Raw genomic sequence first — 17,965 nt, forward strand, 5'->3', positions numbered from 1 at the left:
CCGTGCTGGCCCGAGCCATCGAGGCCGGCGGCACCACCCTGCAGGATTTCACCCGCCCGGATGGCCAGCCGGGCTATTTCGCCCAGAAACTGCATGTCTATGGGCGTGAAAAACACCCCTGTCACACCTGTGGCACGGCCATTGAGCGCATCACGCTGGGACAGCGTGGCACCTTTTTCTGCCCCGAATGCCAACCTTTATAATGAGGCGCATGAACATGATCCGACTGACCGAATACTCCCACGGTGCCGGCTGCGGCTGCAAGATCGCCCCGGCGCTGCTGGAAGAGATGCTCAAGACCGGCATGGCCCACAGCGTGCCGGATGAGCTGCTGGTGGGCAACCACACCAAGGACGATGCCGCCGCCTTCGATCTGGGCAATGGTACGGCGGTGCTGTCCACCACCGACTTTTTCATGCCCATTGTGGATGACCCGTTCAAGTTCGGTCAGATTGCCGCCACCAACGCCATCAGCGACATCTACGCCATGGGCGGCAGACCGCTGATGGCCATCGCCATCTTCGCCTGGCCCATTGACAAGCTGGACGCCGCCACAGGCCAGCGGGTGATCGAAGGTGGGCGCGAGGCCTGCCGCAATGCAGGCATCCCCTTGGCCGGCGGCCATTCCATTGACGCGCCGGAACCCATCTTCGGCCTGGCGGTGACGGGCCTTGTTGAAACGGCCCGGCTCAAGCGCAACGACACTGCCGAACCAGACTGCCAGCTGTTTCTCACCAAGCCCATCGGCATCGGCATCCTCACCACCGCCCAGAAGCAGAAGAAGATTCAGGCGGAACATCTTGAGGCGGCCATCGAACAGATGTGCACGCTTAACAGCGCCGGTGCCCGCTTTGCCGAAGTGGATGGCATCACCGCCATGACGGATGTGACCGGCTTCGGCCTGCTGGGCCACCTGATCGAAATCTGCGAAGGCAGCGGCGTGCGCGCCGAAGTCGAGGCGGAAGCCGTGCCGCTGCTGCCCCATGTGCTCGACTATCTGGCGCAGGGGTGCACGCCGGGCGGCACTGACCGCAACTTCAACAGCTACGGCCACAAGGTCAGCCCCCTGACCGAGCAGCAGCGCTACACTCTGTGCGACCCGCAGACCTCCGGCGGGCTGCTGGTGGCGGTGAAGGATGAGGCCGTGCCAACCTTCCTTGAAGTGGCGCGCGAATGCGGCCTTGAGCTGAACCCTGTTGGTCGCACGCTGCCCGCCGGTGAAGGCCCGCTGGTCACTGTCCGATGAGCACGCTCCCCCTGTTTGACGATTTCGAAACCCTGGTCCGCAATCAGCGGCCGCTGATCGACACCCGCGCGCCGGTGGAGTTTGCCGCAGGCGCCTTTCCGGGCGCGGTCAACCTGCCGCTGATGACCGATGAGGAGCGGGCCGCCGTGGGCACCTGCTACAAGGAACAGGGCAATGAGGCGGCGGTGAAACTGGGCCATGAACTGGTCAATGAAGACGTGCGCCGCCCGCGCATCCGTGCCTGGGCGAACTTCTACCGCGCCCATCCGGATGCGCTGCTCTACTGCTTCCGGGGGGGACAGCGCTCCGAAATCGCCCAGCGCTGGCTGTATGAATACGAAGGTCTGGTCATACCGCGTCTGCACGGCGGCTACAAGGCGCTGCGCCGCTTTCTCATCGAACAGCTGGAAGGCCCCCTGCCACAGAAACTGCAGCAGACACGCCGCTTTGTCATCGGAGGACGCACTGGCTGCGGCAAGACTCGCCTGCTGGCACGCATTGAGCACAAGATCGATCTGGAAGCGCTGGCCAACCACCGGGGCAGTGCCTTCGGGCGCCACATCGACCCACAGCCGACTCAGATCGACTTTGAGAACCGGCTGGCCTATGCGCTGATCCAGTTCTTTGCCGAACCACACCCGTATCTGGCCTTCGAAGACGAAGGGCGCAATATCGGTCGCCTCTATCTGCCGAAAACGATTCTTGAAGGTCTGTATGACGGTGCCGAACTGCTCATTCTGGAAGCGCCGCTGGAAACTCGTGTGGACATTACGCTGGATGAATATGTCACGCAGGCGCAGGCCCGCTGGCTGGAACGGGCGCCGGAAAACGGCCTGGAACGCTGGCGCGAGGACATTCTCGACAGCATGAATCGCATTCAACGCCGGTTAGGAGGCGAACGGCACAGCCGCCTGCTGAGCATGTTCGAAGCCGCCTGGCAGCTGCAGCAACAGACCGGATCAAGGGAAGGACACCGCGACTGGGTGCGCTTTCTGCTCACTGACTACTACGACCCCATGTACGACTACCAGCTGAGCCGCAAACCTCATCCTGTCAGGTTCCGCGGTGAAGCCGAAGCGCTGCTGTCGTTTCTTGAAACAGTATGACAATGCGGCACAGGGCGATTGATTCCTTCCACCCGGGTCAGTATGGTGTGCCCATGCGCGCACTCACTTTTCTGATAATGGCCCTGCTGCTTGCAGGGTGCAGCCTCAGCGGCACGGACGGCACCGTCCTGCCCATGGTGAAGGACTGCAACCTGCACCGGCAGGCCTGCACGCTCACAGACGGTAATCGGCGCATTACCCTGAATATTGCCCCCAAGCCCATTCCGGTCGCCAAACCGCTGACGGTCACCGTCACCCTGCACGGCATCAAGGCCAAAAAGGTGCAGCTCGACATCAGCGGGATCAACATGTACATGGGTTACAACCGGGTTGATCTGCATCCGGTAAACGAAACCACCTGGCAGGGCCGCGCCATTCTCGCCTTCTGTACCAATGAAAAAATGATCTGGCGTGTCACCGTGCTGATCACCACGCCGGACGACCAATTGATTCAGGCACCGTTCCAGCTGGTCACAGAACGCAACCGGCGCTATCCGGAACCCGCCCAATGACAGGGTCTCCCCCAATTTTGCAGGATGCCCGGCCAGCCGCCGCATAAAACTCACGGAACCCCCAAGGAAAACACACAAAAATGAGCGAAATCGACCTCAACGCCCTCAAAACCGAACTGATGCAACCGAAGCTGAGCACCGACCAGTGCAATGCCCGCATCGAAGCGCTCAGCGAGGCCCTGTCCCAGCTGACAGACGGACAGGTGGCCCAGACCTTGCGGGAACACTACCGGCAGGATGTCTATTTCAAGGACCCGTTCAACGAAACTCGCGGGCTGCCCAAGCTGATCCAGATCTGGCAGGACCGTTTCAGACGCTTGCCCGATGCGCAGCTGCGCTGCCATCTGCATGCCTGCAACGGGGATACTGCCTACATCGAGTGGCGTCTGATCCACAGCGAAGGCGGACGCCCCGTGCAGCGCAACGGTATCAGCAAGCTGCTATTGGACGAAAACGGCAAAGTGCGGGTGCAGATGGACTACTGGGACAGCGGCGAACACTTCTACCAGCGCCTGCCCCTGATCGGTGGCCTGATGCGCTGGCTGGCCGACAGACAGCGTGCAAACTGAGCGCCGATTGACTAAAATAGCGGCCTCTTCACCCGCCCGTAGCTCAGCTGGATAGAGCGTTGCCCTCCGGAGGCAAAGGTCAGAGGTTCGAATCCTCTCGGGCGGGCCAATAAAATCAACATCTTAAAGTTCAACTTTCTCTTTCTGTCCGCTCTGGTGACCGGTTTGGTGACAACTCCTACTTTTTAAGTCCTTGCCGAGCCAACCAGTAAATAGTCACACCCAATAGTCCAGTGAGAAGCAGAAAAAGCAGCAACATGCCTATTTGTTGACCACTCATCTTTTCATACCCCCTTTTACCTCTTTCCTGATAGCCGCACGTGGATCAGATCACCATTTTCATATCCAGCTGGATATCAAGCGCGTCCAGAAGTTTGGCCACCGTATCCCAACGTGGCATGCTCTTGCCATTGAGCACACGGTAAAGGCTTTCTCTGCTGAGACCCGCTTCTCTGGCCACTGCAGCCACGCCGCGGCTGCGGATGACATTGCTCAGCGCAGCGATGAATACGCGTGGGTCTTCGTCATGGAGCGCTTCCTGCAGATAGGCCTCGATGTCTTCCGGCTTATCCAGCAGGGAAATGGGGTTGAATGGCCGGGTTTTCATGTTTACACCTCCTTGTCCAGTTCTTGATCATGCGTCTTGCACGATCAATGTCTCGGCTCTGTGAGCTTTTATCTCCACCACTTAGCAGCAGGACGATTCGGGTACCCTGCCAGTTGTAATAGATGCGGTAGCTGGACCCTGTAAAGATACGCAGCTCATACAGACACTCATCCAGACATTTCCTGTCGCCCGTATTGCCCGCTTGCAGTCGAGCCAGGCGCAAAGCAACCTGGGCGCTTGACCACCGGTCTTTCAGCTTCGAAAGCCACTTATCAAAATCGGGCGTCGTAGGCAATTCAAACATGGACACAGTGTAGCCTACAGGCTACTTGACAGGCAAACACGTTGGCCTGTCAGGCGCCCTGCCCACAGACATCCGCCAGCAGCTTGACAGCCTGCCGCTGGCCCGGATGGACAGACCAGAACCCCCTCTTTGTCCTGCAACTGCTGCGGGAAACCGCCAGAACCATGCAATACCCCTCATGACATAGTAGAATCAGAATCCTGACCGCACGATAAAAAATCCGTGCGCTCAATTGATGATGGCATCTCAAATTGCATACAACAAAGTGTTCTAATCTGTCTGAAAATGCTCCCTCAACATACAAAAAATAAAGAACACCATGTTAACAATGCTAGAATGGGGAATAAAATCCACTTTTAGCAACATGTTTGACAAGCTCAAATAAAGGAAGGAAATAATGACAGAACCCCAAAAATCTACAGAACAAGAAAAAGCAATTACTGAAGAGATAGAATCCTCCAAAAATATGATCGACGCCGAAAGAAGTTCCAGAGATATAAAAACGAGCTCTATAGATGACCTCTGGCGTGAAAAGGAAGCTCTAGAAGAAGAGATAAGCCGTCTAAAAAAAGAGCTGGAAGTGGCAAGATCGGGAAAAGGATGAGAGTTACATAACGAGAAACTTAAGTAAATTAAGCGTTCAACTTGGCTGGCTTCCTGCCAGCCCGCTCTTTTCTCACCTGTCTGCTACATCGGCTCCGTGTTCAACATGCATTCATGGGTACTATATTTGTCATCCGACCAGCTACTGCTCTGATGACCTGCCCCAGACATCCGCCAGCAGCTTGACAGCCTGCCGCTGGCCCGGATGGACAGACCAGCGCCCATTTTGTCCTGCAACTGCCTCAGGAAATTGCTATAACCATGCAATCCCCCTCATGACATAGTAGAATCGGAATTCTGACCGTACGGCAAAAAAATCCGTGCGCTCAATTGATGGCGGCACCTCAAATTGCATATAACAAAGTGTTCTAATTTATCTGAAAATGCATCCGCAACTCACAAAAATAAAGAACACCGCGTTAATAATGCCAAAACGGGGAATAAACCCCATTTTTAGCAACATGCCTGACAAGTTTAAATAAAGGAGAAAACAATGGCAGAGTCAAAAGAATCCACAGAAAAAGAACTTGTTGAAGAGTTAGACTACTGCAGAAAGAGAGCCGACTGCGAAAGAACGGTCAACGGGTACTTAGATAGCTTCTATTGGGACCTCAGGGCCATCATAGAAGACCTAGAAAAAGAGAGAGACCAACTAAAAAAAGAGCTGGAAGAAGTAAGATCAGCAAAAGGATGAGAGCCATAATAAAGAGAAGCTTAATTAAATTAAACGTTCCACGTGGCTGGCTTCCTGCCAGCCTGCTCTTTCGTCACCTGTCTGCCACATCGGCTTCGTGTTCAGCATGCATTCAGTACTACATTTGTCACCAGACCAGCTACTGCTCTGATGACCTGCCCCAGACATCCGCCAGCAGCTCGACAGCCTGCCGCTGGCCCGGATGGACAGACCAGCCCCCCTTTTGTCTTGCAACGGCTGCAGGAGACTGGCAAATTGGCTCAATAAGGCCTCAAATCCCTGGATACTGTTTTGCACAAAATACTCCCCTTCATACAGCGTCCGACATGGGTGCATGATCACGCACACTTGTGCTGTAGCGGCATAATCGTGCCGCTACAGCAGCCGGTGCTCGTTATGCTGTTCCTTAATTTCAATCAGTACCTAGTGCAGCTCCTCGATGGTGTCGAAGGCGTACGCCCACAATAGCACGAATGAATCACTCGGCTACGCCATTGCCTTTAGGGAATCTGGTAAAGCTCGGACTGAATTCGGCCCCAAGGAAAACAATTTCCCATTGGAAGGCCTGGTTCAGGTAACTGTGGACCATAGTCTTCGTTCCGCAACACAAGACTTTGGACGTTGTCCTGAGCAAGCGGGCCGCAGTGCTCTCGGAGCCCTTTGTGGATGGACTCAAAGCTTCGAAGCGTGTCCCGGGGCGTGCAGTGCGCATCTCCAGAAACTTCTTGTCCTTCATGAGGTCCCCGACCAGCCGTTTTGAACGCTTGCGTTCCTTGCCCCAAGGTGACCATCTTTGGATCGTCGGTGCGGTGTTTCAGGGCCACCGGGTTGCCCTCCAGAAACTCATCACACCATCGAGATAACACCGAGACTGGCTGGTCACGACTCAGCGCATTCACAGACTCTTACCACGCAACAAGCGACCCCACTTCCTGCTTGCGCTTTGCCGATCAACACTGGACGGATGATGGCTGCTCATGGACACATCCTGTCATTGTCACGTTATGACAAAATGTATGCCCAGTTTATTCAAGGTGCGACCCACGACCCAGAAACACCTTCCGCTGAGCCGAGCCCAACTGCTGCAACAGGCCAGAGAAGGCTACGACACTTATCTTGATCAGCTGAACTACTGCCACTGACCCCGGCAGCAGTCTGTGTCGGCAAGCTGCTGTAAGCACTCAACAGGTTTCCCACACTCTCTCCGTTGTGCCATGACCGTCATTGGGGTGTCAATGCTCTCAACCAGCAGCTGATCCGATACTTCGACCTGCCGGTATGACCGATTGGATGCATGCCGGGCTGCCCATTCTAATTCAGGAAAATGCCCCCTCTCTTGAACTGTTTAACTGCGATCAGGGGTGATTGTCCCGCAACCGGATTCCACAGCTGCCTGCTCCGTGAAACAGCCTTTGTCACAACAAGTGCAGGAGGCGGAGTTTGAGCAAGTGCTGCTTGTATTGCCGGAGGTGGACACGCCTCCGCTGTCACGCCAACTGGTCTATACGGCACTGACCCGGTCCAGAGCACACCAAGGGGTTTAAGGAAATCTTCCGCACAGCCGTGACGCGACCAATACAGCGGCTGACCGGACTGGGAAAACTCATCCCTTAAGTTGCAGGATCTTGCGGGCGCCGTTGAGCACTACCAGTGCAATCAGGGTGCCGATGATGAGGTCCGGCCAGCGGGAACCGGTCCACATGACCAGCACACCTGCAACAATCACGCCCAGATTGGCCATGACATCATTGGCTGAAAAGATCCAGCTGGCCTTCATGTGCGCGCCACTGTCCCGGCTTTTCGAGATGATCATCAGGCTGGCCACATTGGCCACCAGCGCCACCAGTCCCATGCCGATCATCAGTGTGGAAACCGGCTCACTGCCGTAGATGAAACGACGCACCACTTCCGCCAGCGCAAACAGGGCCAGCGCCAGCTGCAGCCAGCCGGCCAGATGGGCGGCGCGCACCTTCAGCTGCACGCTGCGCCCGACGGCATAGAGTGCAAGGCTATAGACTGCCGCATCGGCGAACATGTCGAGGGAGTCGGCGATCAGGCCGGTGGACTGCGCGAGCCAGCCGACGACAAACTCCAGCACGAACATCAGACCGTTAATGGCCAGCAGCCATGTAAGCACCCTGGCCTCGCGGGCATCCCGTGCCGCGGCCGATTCCTGCATCAGCAGTCGTGCCTCATCCGTGAGCGTGCCGGTTTCCAGCAGGCGACTGCCCAGCCCCAGTCCGTCCAGCCGATGGCTGATCTCCTCCAGCTGAGATTTCGCATGATAGATGCGCATCTGGCGCCGGTTGAGGTCAAACTCGAAACCGGGCGGCGGCGTCAACTCGGCAAGGGCCGTTCTCACCATCTGCTCTTCAGCAGGGCAGTCCATGCCCGGCACATCAAAAAGACTGACGGCATCCCAGGCCTCCGATACTTCCACATTCTCGGCGGTGTTGTCGGCACTCTGGCTGCAACAGCTGGAACAACAGTTTTCGCTCATGATACGCCCTTGCAAAACATCAAAAGCAAATTATAACCATTCTCATTTTATGAAACAGAAAACGGGCACGGATTCCCGTGCCCGTTCATGTGTGGAACCGCTCCGCAGCACCGTGCCGGATTCAGAACTGTCGCCGCAACAGATCCGCCAGCACCCAGCCGTCCACCGGCCGCAACTGATGTCCGGCCCGCACGGGAATGCTCAATGCACGGCCCGCCAGCGCCGGCACGCGGCGCAGATCCTGATAGGCCGGTGGTACCACCAGGCTGAAGTCGCCGCGCTTGAGATCGAACTTGCGCGTATGCACCAGACTCACATATCTGACTTCCGGCGGATGGGGCATGCGGTTCATCCAGCGGATGGGGTTGGCGGTATCGGCGCTGATCTGCCACAGCAGCTTGCGCGCCCAGTAGAAGCGTTCCGACTTGTTGTCCATGCTTTTGAGCATGCTGCCCATGGGGGAATCCAGCATGCGCCATGCAAGTTTGGCAAAAGGGGTGCCCCGATTGGGCGAGGCGATGGTGATCACGCCGGCAACCGGCACGCGGATTTGTCTCGGACCAAGGCTGTATAACCGGGCCACCACCCCACCGGTGGAATGCCCCACCAGAATGACCGGTTCATGGCGGCGCTGATACAGGGGCTTGAGCACCCAATCCAGCAACCGCCCCTGTACTTCCAGCGGCGCCCACCACGGCAGATGCACCGTATAGACCACATCCTTCGCCCGGGTCGCCAGCCAGTTGGGCGCCTCCGGCAGCATGCCACCATCGGCGAACCCGGACGCCAGCAGAGGCTGCACCACCTTGTGCCTGTACCAGGTGCCCGGCCCACTGGCCAGCCCGTGAATCAGCACCACCGTGCGTGCTTCGACAAGGCCTGCCCACAACAGGCAGCATGCAGCAATCAGCAAGCGCCATCCGGTCATGACCACCCCTCCTCGTGAACATCATTTCCGATTTTATGGACGGGACCTGCCGGCGCAATTGCATTAAAAAGTGCTAATACAGCCGCCCCACCCCCCTGAGAATGCGGCTGTTGATGGTGGCCACATCCGGCCGGTAACGGTCCGGGCCATCCGCCGGGCTGCCATTGCTCAGGCGTCCGCCGCAGGTGAGGCGCATCACGTTCTGCTGCCTGCCGGCCAGATCGAAAATGACCGTATCCATCGTTTCCGGCGGCTGCCATGTATCCCCGATGCCAAACACCACCGAAGCACCGGCGCCATGCCAGCCGCCACCGATGCCAATGCCGATGCTCACCCGTGCCAGATCGTTCATGGCCAGCATCACCGGATGCCGCCGCCGGGCTATTTCCACCTGATCCACAGATATCCGGGTAATGCGGAACACGCCGGGGGCGACCGGCTGAGGCGCATCCTTCACTTCCCGCACTTCAAGCGCACACCATGGCGAATACCAGTCCACGGCGGAATAGGGCTTTGCCCGGCCATTCTGCACGAACACCCGTGCGGCGCCGGCCGGAATGGTCAGAGGCTTGCGCAGTTCGAAATGATGCACGGCCCGATAAGCCTGGGGTACCCCGCCCATACCGGCGCAGCCTGTCAGAAGCAGTCCTGCCGACAATACCAGCCAACGCAGCATCGTTCACCTCCTCAACCCTTTTTTCTGCATTGTAGAACGAAAAAGCCCCGCAGGCCAAAACCTGCAGGGCTGTCATGACTGACCGGACGTGCCGGACGGCTTACATCATGCCGCCCATGCCGCCCATGTCACCACCGGCCGGCGCCGGAGTTTCCGGCTTGGGCTTCTCGGCCACCATGGCCTCGGTGGTGATGATCAGACCGGCCACGGACGCAGCGTTCTGCAACGCGGTACGGGTCACCTTGGCCGGGTCGATCACGCCCATCTTCAGCATGTCGCCGTACTCTTCGGTGGCTGCGTTGAAGCCGAAGGTGTCGTCACCTTCAGCCACCTTGTTGACCACCACGGAGCCCTCCAGACCGCAGTTGAAGGCGATCTGACGCAGCGGCTCTTCGACGGCGCGCATGATGATCTCGATGCCCACATCCTGATCCTGGTTGTCGCCCTTGACCTTGTCGGCCACATTGGACTTGGCACGGATCAGGGCCACACCACCACCGGGCACGATACCTTCCTCGACCGCGGCGCGCGTCGCGTTCAACGCGTCTTCCACACGGTCCTTCTTCTCCTTCATTTCAACTTCGGTGGCCGCACCCAGCTTGATCACGGCCACGCCACCTGCCAGCTTGGCCAGACGCTCCTGCAGCTTCTCGCGATCGTAGTCGGATGTGGTCTGCTCGATCTGCGCCTTGATCTGAGCCACACGAGCGTCGATGTCGGCCTTGTCACCGGCACCGTCAACGATGGTGGTGCTGTCCTTGCCAACCACCACACGCTTGGCCTGACCCAGATCGTCGATGGAGGCGCCTTCCAGCGTCATGCCCAGCTCTTCGGAGATGACGGTACCGCCGGTCAGCACTGCGATATCCTGCAGCATGGCCTTGCGGCGTTCACCGAAGCCGGGCGCCTTGACCGCAGCCACCTTGACGATGCCGCGCATGTTGTTGATCACCAGTGTGGCCAGCGCTTCGCCTTCCACATCCTCGGCGATGATCAGCAGCGGACGACCCTGTTTGGCCACGGCTTCCAGCACGGGCAGCAGGTCACGGATGTTGCTGATCTTCTTGTCATGCAGCAGGATGTAGGGGTTGTCCAGCTCCGCGGTCATCTTGTCCTGATTGGTGACGAAGTAGGGGGACAGATAGCCGCGGTCGAACTCCATACCCTCGACCACTTCCAGCTCGTCGGTCAGGCTGTTGCCTTCCTCGACGGTGATCACACCTTCCTTGCCCACCTTCTCCATGGCCTCGGCCAGCAACTCACCGATGGCCGGATCGTTGTTGGCGGAGATGGTGCCGACCTGTGCGATGGCTTCCTTGGTGTCGCACGGCTTGGACATGGCCTTGATCTCATCCACCAGCGCGTTGACCGCCTTGTGGATGCCACGGTTCAGGTCCATCGGGTTCATGCCGGCGGCAACCGCCTTCATGCCCTCGCGCACGATGGCCTGCGCCAGCACGGTGGCGGTGGTGGTACCGTCACCGGCTTCGTCATTGGTCTTGGACGCCACTTCCTTGACCAGCTGGGCGCCCATGTTCTCGAACTTGTCTTCCAGCTCGATCTCACGGGCAACGGAGACGCCGTCCTTGGTCACGGTCGGCGCACCGAAGGACTTCTCCAGCACCACATTGCGACCCTTCGGACCCAGCGTCACCTTCACGGCGTTGGCCAGAATGTTGACGCCTTCCGCCATGCGCTCACGCGCATCGAAACCGAACTTGACTTCTTTTGCAGCCATTGTCTGCTCTCCCTCTATTCTGTGAATTCCGTTGTCAATCAGCTGATGATGGCGACGATGTCGTCTTCACGCATGACCAGCAGTTCTTCGCCGTCCACGGTGATGTCCTGACCGGCGTACTTGCCGAACAGAACCGTGTCGCCCACCTTGACGCTCATGGGGATGGTCTGACCGTTGTCAGCCACCTTGCCGGGACCCACCGCGACCACCTCGCCCTTGAGGGGCTTTTCCTTCGCGGTGTCGGGCAGCACGATGCCACCGGCTGTCACTTCCTCTTCTTCCATGCGACGGATGATCACACGATCATGCAAAGGTTTGATGGCCATTGCAGTGTCTCCTTCCTTGATGATTCGGGTTGAATTCGGTTCTGTTAGCAGTCGTCGTCAGAGAGTGCTAACAGATTTTAGTCAGTCACCGAACACAGTCAAGCGACTAGATGGGGACGCAAAAACGGGTTTCAAGAGTCGGGGAGAAAAAAATCGGCGGACCGCTCAGAGCAGCACCAAGTTGTCGCAATGGATCATCTCCTCATCCACCTCATGGCCGAGACGCTCGCGCACGCAGGCAGTGGGACAGCCCGCGATCCGCCGGGCCTCGTCGCTGGAGAAGTTGATCAGCCCGCGGGCCACCTCCTCACCATCCGGGGCGCGGCACACAACCACTTCGCCGGCGCGGAAATGCCCTTCCACCCGGCTGACGCCCACCGGCAGCAGGCTGATACCGCCGCGACGCAGGGCGCGCACCGCGCCTTCGTCCAGCCACAGGGTGCCGCGCGCCTGCAGCTGACCGGCGATCCAGCGCTTGCGCGCCGAGTAGGGCTCCAGATCGGGAATCAGCAGCGTGCCCAGCGCCTCGCCGGCATGCAGGCGCAGCAGCACATCCTTCTCCCGCCCGGCAGCAATCAGCGTGGCCGTGCCGGAGCGGGCCGCCCGCCGGGCCGCCATCACCTTGGTGTACATGCCGCCCCGCCCCAGTGCGCCGCCTTCCGGTGAGGCCATCCGTTCGATGGCCGGGTCACTCACCTTCACCTCGGGCAGCAGCTTCGCATCGGGGTTGGTGCGCGGGTTGTCGTCATACAGTCCCTGCTGGTCGGTAAGAATGACCAGCACGTCGGCGCTGACCAGATTGGCCGTCAGCGCCGCCAGGGTGTCATTGTCACCGAAGCGGATCTCGTCGGTGACCACGGTGTCGTTTTCGTTGATGACCGGCACCACGCCGTGATCCAGCAGCGTGCGCAGCGTGTTGCGGGCATTGAGATAGCGCTGCCGGTCGGACAGGTCGGCATGGGTGAGCAGAATCTGCGCCGTGTGCAGCCCATGCTGGCTGAACGCCTCCTCATAGGCCCACACGAGCCCCATCTGCCCGACCGCAGCGGCGGCCTGAAGCTTGCTCAACTCCGTGGGCCGTTTCGACCAGCCCAGCCGCTTGATGCCCTCGGCCACGGAGCCGGAGGAGACCACCAGCACCTCCACGCCCTGCTCGCGCAGGGCGGCCATCTGCCGCACCCAGTCATGGATGGCGGGCACATTGAGGCCGCGGCCGTCGCTTGTCAGCAGACTGGAGCCGATCTTGACCACCCAGCGGCGCGTGGCCGGCAACTGGCTACGCTTCATCGTCTTCCGATGCCTCCTGAGCGGCCTGATCGGCTTCCAGCGCCTCGCGCCGCCGCTCGAACAGCGCCTGTGCCACCGCCTTGACCAGCTCGTCCGTGCCCTGCCGCTGCGCGGCGGAGATGGCAAACACCGGCCCCTGCCAGCCAGTGGCCTCGACGATTTCATTCACCTTTTCTTCCACCTGTTCAGGCGGCAACAGGTCGATCTTGTTGAGCACCAGCCAGCGGGGTTTGTCAGCCAGCTCCCGGCTGTATTTCTCCAGCTCGCGCTCCACGATGCGGATGTTCTCCGCCGGGTCGCTGCCATCGATGGGGGCGATGTCCACCACATGCAGCAGCAGCCCGGTGCGGGACAGATGCTTGAGAAACTGCACGCCCAGTCCCACACCCTCGGAGGCCCCTTCGATCAGCCCCGGAATGTCGGCGATGACGAAGCTGTGTTCCGGCGAGATGCGCACCACGCCCAGATTGGGATAGAGGGTGGTGAACGGATAGTTGGCGATCTTGGGTCGGGCGGCGGAGACGGCAGCGATCAGGCTGGACTTGCCGGCATTGGGCAGACCGAGCAACCCCACATCCGCCAGCACCTTGAGCTCCAGCTTCAGGTTGCGCGCTTCTCCCGGCTCGCCCCGAGTGCACTGGCGGGGGGTGCGGTTGGTGCTGGACTTGAAGTGCACGTTGCCCAGCCCGTGCTTGCCGCCACGGGCCACCAGCAACGTCTGTCCATCCTCGGTGAGATCGCCGATCACCTCCTGGGTGTCGGCATCGATGACGGTGGTGCCCACCGGCACCCTGATGTAGAGGTCCTCACCGGAGCGACCGGTTTTCTGCTGCCCCTGACCGGGACGGCCGTTTTCCGCCCTGTATTCCCGCACATACTGGAAGTCCACCAGCGTGTTCAGGTTGCGGTCGGCCACCAGATACACGCTGCCGCCATCCCCGCCGTCGCCCCCGTTGGGGCCACCGAAGGGAATGTATTTCTCCCGGCGGAAGCTGACGATGCCGTCACCACCCCGCCCGGCCTGAACGTGAATCTGCGCCTCGTCTACGAACTTCATGGCCTGCTCCTGTGGATGCGCCTGCTATTTTATCGCCCTGCAAAACAAAAACGCCCCGGCAGAGCGGGGCGTTCGGCAGACGCTGCGTCGGACGCGCTTATTCAGCTACGACCGTCACATAGGTGCGCAGCGGCTTGCCCTTGCGAACGAACTGCACCTTGCCGTCCGCCAGTGCGAACAGAGTGTCGTCCTTGCCGCGGCCGACATTGTCGCCGGCGTGATACTTGGTGCCGCGCTGACGCACGATGATGTTGCCGGCGCGAACGGCTTCACCGCCGAACTTCTTGATGCCGAGGCGCTTGGCCTTCGAGTCGCGACCGTTGCGCGTTGAGCCAGCTGCTTTCTTGTGTGCCATGTCCTGTTTCCTCTCGTAATGCGCTCAGAGATGAAATTTAGGCGGAAATGCCGGTAATTTCAATTTCGGTGTAGTTCTGGCGATGGCCCTTCTTCAGGCGAGAACGGTTCTTGCGGCGGCGGAACTTGATGATGGTCACCTTCTTGCCGCGGCCGTGGCCCTTGACGGTGGCCTCGACGCTGGCGCCTTCCACAACCGGGGTGCCCACCTTGATGTCAGCCCCTTCGCCGACCAGCAGAACTTCGTCGAACTTGACCTTGTCGCCTTCAGCGGCATCAATGGACTCGATGCGCAGCACATCGCCCTCACGCACCTTGTATTGCTTGCCACCGGTCTTGATGACTGCGTACATCTTGCTTTCTCCTGGATAGACTGCCTGTGTCGCCACGCGCTGCGCAGCGACGGAATTATGGAAAAGCGGAATTATAGTGACTTGTCAGCGACAGGTCAAAAGGTTTTTTCCACAGGCGCAACGCCTCCGCAGGGGCCCGCCGCAAGGGGCATTGAGGCTACAATATGGCGAATACGCTCATTTGGACGACAGCATGGATTTCGAGCAGATTCGCGCCCTGATCGCCGACGACATCGCCGCCACAGACCGGCTCATCCTTGAGCGGACCCGCTCAGATGTGGTGCTGATCAACCAGATCGGCCACTACATCATCAGCAGCGGCGGCAAGCGACTGCGCCCGCTGCTGGTGCTGCTGAGCGCCCGTGCCTGCGGCTACGAGGGCACCCACCACCACACCATGGCGGCGGTGATCGAATACATCCACACTTCCACGCTGCTGCATGACGATGTGGTGGACGAATCCGACACGCGGCGGGGACGGGAGACGGCCAATGCCGTGTGGGGCAACGCTGCCAGCGTGCTGGTGGGCGACTTTCTCTACTCCCGCTCCTTCGAGATGATGGTGGAGCCGGGGCTGATGCGCATCATGGAAGTGATGAGCGAAGCCACCAACGTCATCGCCGCCGGCGAGGTGATGCAGCTGCTCAACATCGGCAATGCGGAGGTGGACGAGGCCGGCTATCTGGAGGTAATCTACCGCAAGACGGCCAAGCTGTTCGAAGCGGCGGCGCGCATGGGACCGGTGCTCACCGGACAGCCGCAGCTGGAAGAGCCCTTCGCCGCCTACGGACGCCATCTGGGCGCGGCCTTTCAACTGATCGACGACGCCCTCGACTACATGGGCGACCCGGAGAAGCTGGGCAAGAACATCGGCGATGATCTGGCGGAAGGCAAACCCACGTTGCCGCTGATCTACATCCTCGAACACGGAGAGGAAGCGGACCGTGCTCTGGTGCGCCGCGCCATCGAAACCCACGACCTGTCGCTGCTGGAGCCGGTGCGGAGCGCCATCGAGCGCAGTGGTGCGCTGGACTATACACTCAAAGCTGCGGCGCGGGAAACGGAGCGGGCCATCGCCGCACTTGAAGCCATTCCCCCCTCCTCCTACCGGGACGCACTTGCAGCACTGGCCCGACTGGCGTTGCAGCGTCAGGCCTGATCTTCCGCACGGCCGCCACGGCGGTTCCCGCCCTTGATGACCCGCTGCATCTGCGCATACTCGTTGAGGGAAGCCAGTTTCTGTTCCAGCTGTTCCTGCCGGGTCTGCACGAACAGCTTGTAGATGTCCAGATTGCGCAGCTTGGTCTTCTGCCAGTCCACCCGCTCCACAATCCAGCGGGTGATGAAGCGGATGATGTGGCATTGATCCGCATGGGCGAACACCTCTTCCGGCATCAGCACATCGCCGCCCCGCAGGCGCTGCACGCGGATCAGGCCGGTGCGGGTGTCGGGAAAGATGCGCAGATAGACATTGTCCTCGTCCCGCACGCTCAGGCTGCAGTAGAGACGGATGACCTTGCTCATGGAAAAGAGCACCTTGGACAGCAGCAGCGACTCCCGCTTTCCGTTGGGCCCCATGATGCGCACGAAGATGTTCTGCTGGCGGATGCGCCGGATGAACAGCTCCAGCAGATGGGTGTCCACCTCATGGTGGGTGCGGTGATAGCTGGAAAAGGTGCGGGCCAGATGCTGGTCTTCTGCGCGCTCCAGCCGGCGCATCAGATAGAACAGCGCCGGCTGCTCCTCGGGCACTTCCTGTTTTCTGCGTCTGGGTTCGACTGCGGCCATGGTTGCATTCCCTTGTGTATCCGGTATTATCGGCTGTCATGCGCAAATCATTAGTCCTGATCCTTCCACTGACCGTCCTGCTTGCGGGTTGCCAGCCGTCGGAGGCGCCCGCACCGGCGCCGCAGCAGACGGTGGACATCCGCACCGCACCGGTGCTGAAGCCCCACAAGCAGACCTTCCATGTCTTCGGCACGCTGGTGCATGTCACCCTCTATGCTGATTCGTCCCAGCGTGCCCGGGAGGCGTTCGGTCACATCGCCCGGGAGCTTCAGGCATTCCATCAGCGCTGGCACGCCTGGGAGCCTGGCGGCCTGCTCTACCGGGTCAACACCGCCTTTCTGCTGGGCCACAGCATCAAGGTGCCTGCGGACATGGCTGCCTTCATCCAGAAGTCCAAGGACCTCTATCGCCTGAGCGAAGGCTACTTCGACCCCAGTATCGGCGCGCTGATCAACCTGTGGGGTTTCCACAGCGACACGCCCACCGGCCCGCCGCCGACGGAAAAACAGCTGCGGACCTGGATGCAGCACCGGCCCACCATGGATGATGTGGTGGTCATCGAGAACACCATCAGCGCGCGCAACAATCTGGCGGAACTGGATTTCGGTGCCAACGCCAAGGGTCTGGCGCTGGATCAGGTGCTGAACTATCTGAAACAGGCGGGCATAGAACATGCCATCATCAACATCGGCGGAGACATGAAGGCGCTCGGCCTCAAGCCGGGCGGCCAGCCCTGGCGTATCGGGGTGGCCGACCCTCACAATCCTGAGCGCTCACTGGCCCGCATCGACCTGCAGGCCGGCGAAGCCATCGTCACCTCCGGCACCTATGAGCGCTTTTTCGACTGGAACGGGCATCGCTACAGCCACATCATCAACCCCCACACCGCCCGGCCGGCCGAGGGCATTCTCTCGGTGACCGTCATCCATCGTGACGCCATCACGGCGGATGCCGCCGCCACGGCGCTGCTGGCCGCTGGACCGGAAAAGTGGCGTGAGGTGGCGCAGAAGATGGGCCTGAGTCAGGTGGCCGTCATTCTGGAAGACGGCCGTCTGGAGATGACCGAAGCGATGAAGAAGCGCTGGCAGCCGCTGGAGAAACAGCAGCCCTGACAGCGGGCGGCAGGGACTTTCGGGCGGACGGCTCACCCAAACCCCGCCCCCCTCAGGAAACCAGTCGACACGGGGTCTCCCCCGATTTTACCGGTTGGCGGGCCAGCCGCTCCACGCCGACCGCCGTCCAGCCCCCGAAACCGTCACAGAGACGGGGTCTCCCCCATTTTTGCCGGACGGCTGTCTGCCCGCCCCGCTCTCAACC

At 60.1% G+C, this 17,965-nt stretch carries 21 protein-coding genes and 1 tRNA gene; 10 read left to right on the plus strand and 12 right to left on the minus strand.

Annotated elements, in window-relative coordinates; translation table 11 throughout:
* The 6 genes from F8K16_RS06255 to F8K16_RS06280 form a co-directional block, all read left to right on the plus strand.
* Positions 1 to 203 (plus strand): zinc finger domain-containing protein (locus tag F8K16_RS06255; protein ID WP_294948336.1); only part of this gene is annotated, 203 nt, incomplete at its 5' end.
* 8 nt (positions 204 to 211) lie between these two features.
* Positions 212 to 1,246 (plus strand): selenide, water dikinase SelD, encoded by a 1,035-nt coding sequence (selD, locus tag F8K16_RS06260; protein ID WP_294948337.1) that lies wholly within the window; start codon positions 212 to 214, stop codon positions 1,244 to 1,246.
* Positions 1,243 to 2,352 carry a tRNA 2-selenouridine(34) synthase MnmH gene (gene mnmH, locus F8K16_RS06265; protein ID WP_294948338.1) on the plus strand — a complete coding sequence of 370 codons (1,110 nt, stop codon included), beginning with the start codon at positions 1,243 to 1,245 and terminating at the stop codon, positions 2,350 to 2,352. The genes selD and mnmH overlap by 4 nt, the downstream gene beginning before the upstream one ends.
* A gap of 53 nt (positions 2,353 to 2,405) precedes the next feature.
* Positions 2,406 to 2,864 (plus strand): hypothetical protein, encoded by a 459-nt coding sequence (locus F8K16_RS06270; RefSeq protein WP_294948340.1) that lies wholly within the window; start codon positions 2,406 to 2,408, stop codon positions 2,862 to 2,864.
* Positions 2,865 to 2,944: 80 nt separating this feature from the next.
* Positions 2,945 to 3,433, plus strand: coding sequence for a nuclear transport factor 2 family protein (locus F8K16_RS06275; RefSeq protein ID WP_294948342.1), 489 nt, complete (start codon positions 2,945 to 2,947; stop codon positions 3,431 to 3,433).
* 32 nt (positions 3,434 to 3,465) lie between these two features.
* Positions 3,466 to 3,542, plus strand: a tRNA-Arg gene (locus F8K16_RS06280).
* A gap of 216 nt (positions 3,543 to 3,758) precedes the next feature.
* Here the strand turns inward: F8K16_RS06280 and F8K16_RS06285 are convergent.
* Both F8K16_RS06285 and F8K16_RS09270 read right to left on the minus strand, forming a co-directional pair.
* Entirely contained in the window at positions 3,759 to 4,040 is a 282-nt protein-coding gene (locus tag F8K16_RS06285) for an addiction module antidote protein (RefSeq protein ID WP_294948344.1), read from the minus strand.
* A complete protein-coding gene (locus F8K16_RS09270; protein ID WP_367122813.1) occupies positions 4,000 to 4,344 on the minus strand; it encodes a type II toxin-antitoxin system RelE/ParE family toxin in 345 nt (114 codons plus the stop codon). The genes F8K16_RS06285 and F8K16_RS09270 overlap by 41 nt, the downstream gene beginning before the upstream one ends.
* Positions 4,345 to 4,741: 397 nt before the next feature.
* Here F8K16_RS09270 and F8K16_RS06290 point away from each other — a divergent pair, with 397 nt between their 5' ends.
* Positions 4,742 to 4,948 (plus strand): hypothetical protein, encoded by a 207-nt coding sequence (locus F8K16_RS06290; protein WP_294948346.1) that lies wholly within the window; start codon positions 4,742 to 4,744, stop codon positions 4,946 to 4,948.
* Positions 4,949 to 5,440: 492 nt separating this feature from the next.
* Positions 5,441 to 5,641, plus strand: coding sequence for a hypothetical protein (locus tag F8K16_RS06295; RefSeq protein ID WP_294948348.1), 201 nt, complete (start codon positions 5,441 to 5,443; stop codon positions 5,639 to 5,641).
* Between the two features lie 1,603 nt (positions 5,642 to 7,244).
* Here F8K16_RS06295 and F8K16_RS06300 read toward each other — a convergent pair.
* From F8K16_RS06300 to rplU, 9 genes are all read right to left on the minus strand, one after another.
* Entirely contained in the window at positions 7,245 to 8,141 is an 897-nt protein-coding gene (locus F8K16_RS06300; RefSeq protein WP_294948350.1) for a cation transporter, read from the minus strand.
* 121 nt (positions 8,142 to 8,262) lie between these two features.
* Positions 8,263 to 9,069: an alpha/beta fold hydrolase gene (locus F8K16_RS06305; protein ID WP_294948352.1), complete on the minus strand. Its 807-nt coding sequence runs from the start codon at positions 9,067 to 9,069 to the stop codon at positions 8,263 to 8,265.
* Between the two features lie 73 nt (positions 9,070 to 9,142).
* Positions 9,143 to 9,745: a hypothetical protein gene (locus F8K16_RS06310; protein WP_294948354.1), complete on the minus strand. Its 603-nt coding sequence runs from the start codon at positions 9,743 to 9,745 to the stop codon at positions 9,143 to 9,145.
* 100 nt (positions 9,746 to 9,845) lie between these two features.
* Positions 9,846 to 11,483 (minus strand): chaperonin GroEL, encoded by a 1,638-nt coding sequence (gene groL, locus F8K16_RS06315; protein WP_294948356.1) that lies wholly within the window; start codon positions 11,481 to 11,483, stop codon positions 9,846 to 9,848.
* A gap of 38 nt (positions 11,484 to 11,521) precedes the next feature.
* On the minus strand, positions 11,522 to 11,809 hold the full coding sequence (gene groES, locus F8K16_RS06320) for a co-chaperone GroES (RefSeq protein ID WP_294948358.1): 288 nt from the start codon (positions 11,807 to 11,809) through the stop codon (positions 11,522 to 11,524).
* A 165-nt stretch (positions 11,810 to 11,974) separates the two neighbouring features.
* Positions 11,975 to 13,096 (minus strand): glutamate 5-kinase, encoded by a 1,122-nt coding sequence (proB, locus tag F8K16_RS06325; RefSeq protein WP_294948360.1) that lies wholly within the window; start codon positions 13,094 to 13,096, stop codon positions 11,975 to 11,977.
* Positions 13,086 to 14,153 carry an Obg family GTPase CgtA gene (gene cgtA, locus F8K16_RS06330; RefSeq protein ID WP_294948362.1) on the minus strand — a complete coding sequence of 356 codons (1,068 nt, stop codon included), beginning with the start codon at positions 14,151 to 14,153 and terminating at the stop codon, positions 13,086 to 13,088. The genes proB and cgtA overlap by 11 nt, the downstream gene beginning before the upstream one ends.
* A gap of 97 nt (positions 14,154 to 14,250) precedes the next feature.
* Positions 14,251 to 14,508 carry a 50S ribosomal protein L27 gene (gene rpmA, locus F8K16_RS06335; protein WP_294948364.1) on the minus strand — a complete coding sequence of 86 codons (258 nt, stop codon included), beginning with the start codon at positions 14,506 to 14,508 and terminating at the stop codon, positions 14,251 to 14,253.
* A gap of 37 nt (positions 14,509 to 14,545) precedes the next feature.
* Positions 14,546 to 14,860, minus strand: coding sequence for a 50S ribosomal protein L21 (gene rplU, locus F8K16_RS06340; protein WP_294948366.1), 315 nt, complete (start codon positions 14,858 to 14,860; stop codon positions 14,546 to 14,548).
* Positions 14,861 to 15,053: 193 nt separating this feature from the next.
* On the opposite strand from rplU, the gene ispB reads away from it, so the two are divergent.
* Positions 15,054 to 16,019 carry an octaprenyl diphosphate synthase gene (ispB, locus tag F8K16_RS06345; protein WP_294948369.1) on the plus strand — a complete coding sequence of 322 codons (966 nt, stop codon included), beginning with the start codon at positions 15,054 to 15,056 and terminating at the stop codon, positions 16,017 to 16,019.
* Here the strand turns inward: ispB and F8K16_RS06350 are convergent.
* Positions 16,010 to 16,648 carry a hypothetical protein gene (locus F8K16_RS06350; RefSeq protein ID WP_294948371.1) on the minus strand — a complete coding sequence of 213 codons (639 nt, stop codon included), beginning with the start codon at positions 16,646 to 16,648 and terminating at the stop codon, positions 16,010 to 16,012. The genes ispB and F8K16_RS06350 overlap by 10 nt on opposite strands.
* A 38-nt stretch (positions 16,649 to 16,686) precedes the next feature.
* On the opposite strand from F8K16_RS06350, the gene F8K16_RS06355 reads away from it, so the two are divergent.
* Positions 16,687 to 17,760, plus strand: coding sequence for an FAD:protein FMN transferase (locus F8K16_RS06355; protein WP_294948373.1), 1,074 nt, complete (start codon positions 16,687 to 16,689; stop codon positions 17,758 to 17,760).
* Positions 17,761 to 17,965 lie beyond the last annotated feature (205 nt).

It is taken from the genome of Sulfurivirga sp. (assembly GCF_015490265.1).
In the GTDB taxonomy this organism is placed as follows: domain Bacteria; phylum Pseudomonadota; class Gammaproteobacteria; order Thiomicrospirales; family Thiomicrospiraceae; genus Sulfurivirga.